The 6,310-nt window shown below is 61.1% G+C and carries 5 protein-coding genes; 3 read left to right on the top strand and 2 right to left on the bottom strand.

Translation table 11 applies throughout. From position 1 onward, the window contains the following. Both ACNKID_RS09785 and ACNKID_RS09790 read left to right on the top strand, forming a co-directional pair. The coding region (locus ACNKID_RS09785; RefSeq protein WP_417913244.1) for a 4Fe-4S dicluster domain-containing protein at positions 1–642 on the top strand (642 nt) is incomplete at its 5' end. Between the two features lie 75 nt (positions 643–717). After that, entirely contained in the window at positions 718–963 is a 246-nt protein-coding gene (locus ACNKID_RS09790; protein WP_417913245.1) for a dissimilatory sulfite reductase D family protein, read from the top strand. A 98-nt stretch (positions 964–1,061) separates the two neighbouring features. Here the strand turns inward: ACNKID_RS09790 and ACNKID_RS09795 are convergent, their stop codons facing one another. After that, a complete protein-coding gene (locus ACNKID_RS09795; RefSeq protein WP_417913246.1) occupies positions 1,062–1,616 on the bottom strand; it encodes an eCIS core domain-containing protein in 555 nt (184 codons plus the stop codon). Positions 1,617–2,018: 402 nt separating this feature from the next. Further along, positions 2,019–4,700 (bottom strand): GNAT family N-acetyltransferase, encoded by a 2,682-nt coding sequence (locus tag ACNKID_RS09800; RefSeq protein WP_417913247.1) that lies wholly within the window; start codon positions 4,698–4,700, stop codon positions 2,019–2,021. A gap of 321 nt (positions 4,701–5,021) precedes the next feature. Here ACNKID_RS09800 and miaB point away from each other — a divergent pair. Then, the coding region (miaB, locus tag ACNKID_RS09805; RefSeq protein WP_417913248.1) for a tRNA (N6-isopentenyl adenosine(37)-C2)-methylthiotransferase MiaB at positions 5,022–6,310 on the top strand (1,289 nt) is incomplete at its 3' end.

A 6,310-nucleotide genomic window follows, 5' to 3' on the forward strand; every position in this document is an offset into this window, starting at 1 on the left:
CTGCCTGCGCAGGTGCGCATCGCTTTGGCCTGCTGCCTGAACATGTGCGGCGCGGTTCATGCGTCGGACATCGCTATTCTCGGCATTCACCGCAAGCCGCCGATGATTGATCATGGCCGCATCACCGGTGTCTGCGAGATCCCTCTGGCCATCGCCGCCTGCCCGCTGGGCGCGATCAAGCCTGCCAAGGCTCAGGTCAACGGTCAGGAAGTGAAGTCGGTGCAGGTCAACGCCGAGCGCTGCATGTTCTGCGGCAACTGCTACACCATGTGTCCGGCCATGCCGCTGGCTGACCCGGACGGCGACGGCATCGCCATACTCGTGGGCGGCAAGGTCTCCAACTCCAAGTCCATGCCCAAGTTCTCCAAGCTGGTCGTGCCCTTCCTGCCCAACACCCCGCCGCGCTGGCCGGAGACTGTGCAGGTGATCCGCAAGATCGTCGAGGTCTACGCCAAGGACGCGCGCAAGTACGAGCGCATCGGCGAGTGGGCGGAGCGCATCGGCTGGGAGAAGTTCTTCGAGAAGTGCGAGATTCCGTTCACCGACAAGTCGATTGACGACTACCGTCTGGCCTATGACACCTGGCGGACCAGCACGCAGTTCAAGTTCACCAAAGCCACGGCCGCTTACACCAGCAAGTAAGTGCGCCGTCCGCGCCCGGCCAGATGCTCTGGCCGGGTGCTTTCCTGACAAAAACTCTGCCGACAGGGAACTATCATGGCAATGACTGTTGAAGAAGTCGAAGCAGCGATTATTGAGAAGGCGACCAAGTCGCCCAAGCCGCAGCTCTACGTCAGCGATTTCTACGCCTGCGACCCCGAGCGCGGCCCGCGTGACATCAAGAAGATCGCCAACGCGCTGGTCACCAAAGGCAAGCTGATGTTCTGGTCGTCCGGCTCCACGACCATGTACGCGATCCCGGCGCGGATCAAGAACGAAGAGGGCAAGGAAGGCGTGAACTGAGTTCCTCCCTCTGAGCAGCAGCGAAGCAGAGGCCGCAAGGTCTCTGCTTTTTTATTGCCTGCCGCCAGCCAAGCGCGCTTCTGCGCCGGGCTGACACTCTACGCCGCAGCGAGGATCGGCGCGGCGCTCGCCCAGACAGCGTCAGCGTGCTGCTCAATCTCGGCGGCGACCGCAAGGCCTGGCCGCAATATCCCCGCATCAAACCGGGCTTGCAGCGAATAGGCTATCTGCTCCAGCGGACTCTCTCGGTAGCCGAACTGCATCAGCCCAATCCCATATGCCAGAAGAAAGTTGTCAGGGCCGAGCCGGTTCCACTGCACAACATGGACCAGCTCATGCAAAAGCAGGCTCTCGGATGCCTGGCTGACTTGAAGGAACACCGTGTTTTGAAAGGTGATGCCCCCGGCCGACATTTGCTCAAGCGCGGCAAGCTCAGGCAGGCCAAAGCTGCTGAGAGGCGGGATGGGAATATGCGCCGCTGTCACAACCTTCACCTGTTCAATCAGGTCCTGAGGGAAGAAGTCCGGCAGCTGCTTGAACCCCAGCGAGCTGGCTGCGCGGGCCTGCGGCGCATGATCCTGCACAACATGGTCAATCCACTCACGCACCTTTGGCAAAACGGTTTTAAATCGATGAACAATCTCGGCTTGCATTTTGATCCTCCTGCGTCTGACACGGCGATGACATGCGGAAAAGCTGCAACGTTCTCTATCCTCCAGTGTATTGGAGCATATCTCCCTCTGTCAAGCGGGGAGTTACCGCAAGCGGCCCGCTGTTTTTCCCGCCCTACCCGCTGCTCTTGAAAAGAACATCGAGCGAGCTTTTTCTAAGACCTCGCTCGATGCCGTCCTACGCCCTCGCTCGAGGTCTTGGTATGAGATCGAGCGAGGTCTTAGTATGAGATCGCTCGATGCCGTCCTGCTCCCTCGCTCGATGTCGTCCTACGCCCTCGCTCGAGGTCTTGGTGCGACATCGAGAATGGTTTTTCAATGAGCACCCTCGATGTTTTTTCCTGAGACTCGTTTGGGCGCTCAGGCCCGCGCCCTTTCCGCAGCTCAGAGCCGCATCATCACATGCACCACGTCACCGTCCTCGCCGCCGGAGCTGATGGCGAAGCCGAGCTTCTCGACCAAGGTGAGCATGTCATTGTTGTTGGCCAGCACGTCGCCTTCCATGATCTGGAGGCCGTGGTTGCGGGCTGTGGCGATGAGCTGCTGCATGAGCAGGTGGGCGATGCCCTGCCGCTGCCACTCGTCGGCCACAACGATGGCGAATTCGCAGCTCCTGCCGTCCGGGTTGATGCTGTAGCGGGCAACGCCGATCTCCGCCTCCTTGCCTGCCGCATCTTGGACCACGGCGATGAGGGCCATTTCCCGGCTGTAATCAATCTGGGTGAAGCGGGCGACCATCTGCGGGCTGAGCTCGTCCAGCGCCTGCATGAAGCGGAAGTATTTGGCCTGCTCGGAGAGGTTACGGACAAAGGTCTGCTCCAGCTCAGCGTCTTCCGGGCGGATGGGACGGATGATCATGTCCGTGCCGTTGGGCAGCTGCCGTTTGGTGACCAGATGCGAGGGATAGGGGTAAATAGCCATGTGGCTGTAGCGGTCGGAGGTCTGCACATGATAATCCACCACAATGCGGGCATCCACGGCAACAGCCCCGTTCTCGTCCACAATCAGCGGGTTTATGTCCAGCTCTTTGACCAAGGGCAGCTCGCAGGCGATTTCCGACACCCGCAGCAGCACCTGCTCCAATGCCTCCAGGTTGACCTTGGGCATGTGCCGGAACGCGCCAAGCAGCTTAGAGATCTTGGTCCTGGCGATAAGGTCCTGCACCAGCTTGCGGTTCAGCGGCGGCAGCGTGACAGCACGGTCGCCCATCACCTCCACCGCAATGCCGCCCGCGCCAAAGGTGATCACCGGGCCGAAGACCGGATCTGTGACCAGGCCGACCAGCAGCTCGCGGCCATTGGGCCGCTGGAACATCGGCTCTATGGTCACGCCGTCAATGCGGGCTTCGGGCCGGTTTTTGCGCACGGCGTTGACCAGCTCATTGTAGGCACTGCGTGCGCCTTGGGCGTTGCTGATGCCAAGGCGCACGCCGCCCGCGTCTGACTTGTGGGTGATGTCCGGCGAATTGATTTTCAAGGCCACCGGAAAGCCGATGCTCTCCGCCTGCACCAGGGCCTCATTGGGCGAACGGACGATGCTGGCGCTGGCGGTGGGAATATGGAAGGCGCGCAGCACGGCCTTGGATTCGGACTCGCTCAGCACCTTGCGGCCTTCGGCCAGCACACTCTCGATGATCAGCCGCGCCCCTTCCACATCCGGGACTTTGTCCAGCGACATCGGCTCCGGCGTTTCTAGGAGCAGCTTCTGGTTGCGGCTGTGGTTGACCAGGTACGAGAAAGCGTCAACCGCTGTCTCCGGGGTGTTGAAGGTGGGAATGTTGGCATCGCGGAGGATGCGCCGTCCCTCTGCCACTTGTATCTCGCCCATCCAGCAGGTGAGCAGGGGCTTGCCCTTGGGCTTGCTGAGCGCGACCAAGGCCTGCGCCACGCCTGCGGGATCGGTCATGGCCTGCGGAGTCAGTATGACCAGGATGCCGTCCACGCCCGGATCATCCAAACAGGCGGCAACAGCCTGGGCGTAGCGCTCCGGGGCCGCATCGCCGATGATGTCCACCGGGTTGGCCTTTGACCAGGTTGACGGCAGCACAGCGTCCAGCTTCTTCAGCGTCTCCTTGGACAATTCTGCCAGCGGCAGGCCAAGATCAGCGGCGCGGTCCGTGGCCATAACCCCAGGGCCGCCGCCGTTGGTGATGATGGCCAGCCGCTCGCCGCTGGCTTTGATCGGGAAGGTCAAAGTGGAAGCGGCGGAGAAGAGATTGGCTATGCGCAGGCCGCGCAGAACGCCGGCCCGACGCAACGCGCTTTCAAAGACATCATCCGCGCCGACCAGTGCGCCGGTGTGCGACATCGCCGCTTTGGAGCCGCTGGCGTGCCTGCCCACCTTCAGGGCGATGACCGGCTTGAAGCGGGCCGCTGCCCGCAGTCCGCTCATGAAGGACAAGGCGTTGTGAATGCCCTCGATATAAAGGAGGATGCTCTTGGTCTTCGGGTCATTGACTAAATAATCCAGCACGTCGCCGAAGTCTATGTCAGCAGAGATGCCGGTGGAGACCACAGCCGAGAAGCCGATCTTGTTTGCTGCGGCCCAGTCCAGAATGGCTGTGCAGAGCGCGCCGGACTGCGAGACCAAGGCGATGTTGCCCGGAGCCGCGCCGCCCTTGTTGAAGGTGCAGTTTAGGCCGGTCTCCGGCCGCATAATGCCGAGGCAGTTCGGTCCGACAAAGCGCATCCCGTGGCGGCGGGCTGTCTCCAAGGCGGCCTGCTCCAGCTTCAGACCCTGCGGCCCGATTTCCCGGAAGCCTGCCGAGATGATCACCGCCGAACGGATGCCGTAGCTGCCGCAGGCTTCGATAATGGCAGGCACAGTGGCCGCCGGGGTGGTGATCACCGCCAAATCAATTGGCTGGCCGATGCTCTTCAAGTCAGGATAGGCTTTATGGCCCTGCACTGTCTCGCGCTTGGGGTTGATCGGATAAACCTCGCCCTTGAAGCCGCCTTCGATCATATTCCTGAACACCAGATTGCCGACCGCGCATTCGCGGTCGCTGGCCCCGAACACAGCCACAGACTTCGGTTCAAACAGTTTGCTGAGATAGTGCTTGCTCATGGGAAGCTCCTTGTTCGAGAAAAGTGAGGATTGATTGCCGCGCGGCAGAGAACCTGGCTTGCGCATTTGGCAACCATCATAGCCGACACGGCAAAAAAAATCATGCGCCAACCATGCGGCAATGAGCAGCCTGCCTCCATGCGCTGCCCCGCCGTTGCTCCTCCTGCCAGAAAAGAGTTGCGCCTTGCCCTGTTCTGCGGTAGGTTTTTGAGGAGATTCCCGCCTTGCTCAGAATCACAGCTCCTGCTTGTTGTATGATGCTCCGACTGTATGCAAGACGGCGGGCTTCTTGGCCCGCTCTTTTTTTTGGCACTTGAGATCATGACCAAACACCTCCACATCAAGACCTTTGGCTGCCAGATGAACGAGCGCGACTCGGAGATCATGGAGCAGCTCCTGGCCCAATGCGGCTATGTCCCGGCAGCGGAAGCGGCAGAGGCCGACCTGATCATCCTCAACACCTGCTCGATCCGTGCCAAGGCCGAGCAGAAGTTCTTCAGCCTGCTCGGCTCGCTCCGGCAGGAGAAGCGGCGGCGGCCTGGTCTGCGCATCGCGGTGGCGGGCTGCGTGGCGCAGCAGGAGGGCGAGCGCATCTTTGAGCGGATGCCGCATGTGGACATAGTCATCGGCACGCAGCAGATATGGCGGCTGCCGGACATGCTCCAGCGTCTGGAGCGCAAGGAAAGCAGGAGAGAGATCGCCTGCGGTCTGGACAAGCATTTTGTCATTCCGCCCTTTCAGAAGCTGCTGCGCAAGGCCGACGCGCCGCAAAGCTGCCGCAAGTTCGTCACCATCATGCAGGGCTGCGACAACTGGTGCGCCTACTGCGTGGTGCCGAGCACGCGAGGCCGGGAGATCAGCCGCCTAGTCGCGGACATACTGGAAGAAGCGGCGCTGCTGGTCAGCCAAGGCGTGCAGGAGATCACCCTGCTTGGCCAGAACGTCAACTCCTACGGCACAACCAACCCGGTGGCCGAACGGCCAGTCAGCTTTGCTGAACTGCTGCGGATGACCGCAGCTGTGCCGGGACTGCGGCGGCTGCGCTTCACCACCTCCAACCCGCAGGATTTATCCATAGAGCTGATGCAGTGCTTCCGCGACCTGCCCAACCTCTGCCCGCATTTTCATCTGCCGGTGCAGGCTGGCTCCAACGCAGTGCTGCGCCGTATGCACCGCAAATACACCCGCGAGCTGTATTTGGACAAAGTGGCTGAGCTGCGCTCCTTCTGCCCGAACATCGCCTTGAGCACTGATGTGATCGTCGGCTTTCCCGGCGAGACTGAGGAGGACTTTGAGCAGACCATGAGCCTGCTGGAGACAGTGCGTTTTCATGGCTCCTTCTCCTTCAAATACTCTGACCGCCCAGGCACACGCTCGGCAGACTTTCCTGACAAAGTGGATGAGCAGGTCAAAAGCCAGCGGCTGGAACGCTTTCAGGCGCGGCAGGATGAGATCAGCCTGGAGCGCAACCAGGAGTTTCTTGGCAAAAGCGTCGAGGTGATGGTGGAAGGGCGGAGTGAATCAGGCGTGCAGGGCCGCACCGGCAGCAACCACATTGTGCATTTCACTGGGCCGGATGCGCTCCAGCCCGGTGATATAATCATGGTGAC

It is taken from the genome of Candidatus Electronema sp. TJ, assembly GCF_048287355.1.
Classification (GTDB): Bacteria; Desulfobacterota; Desulfobulbia; order Desulfobulbales; family Desulfobulbaceae; genus Electronema.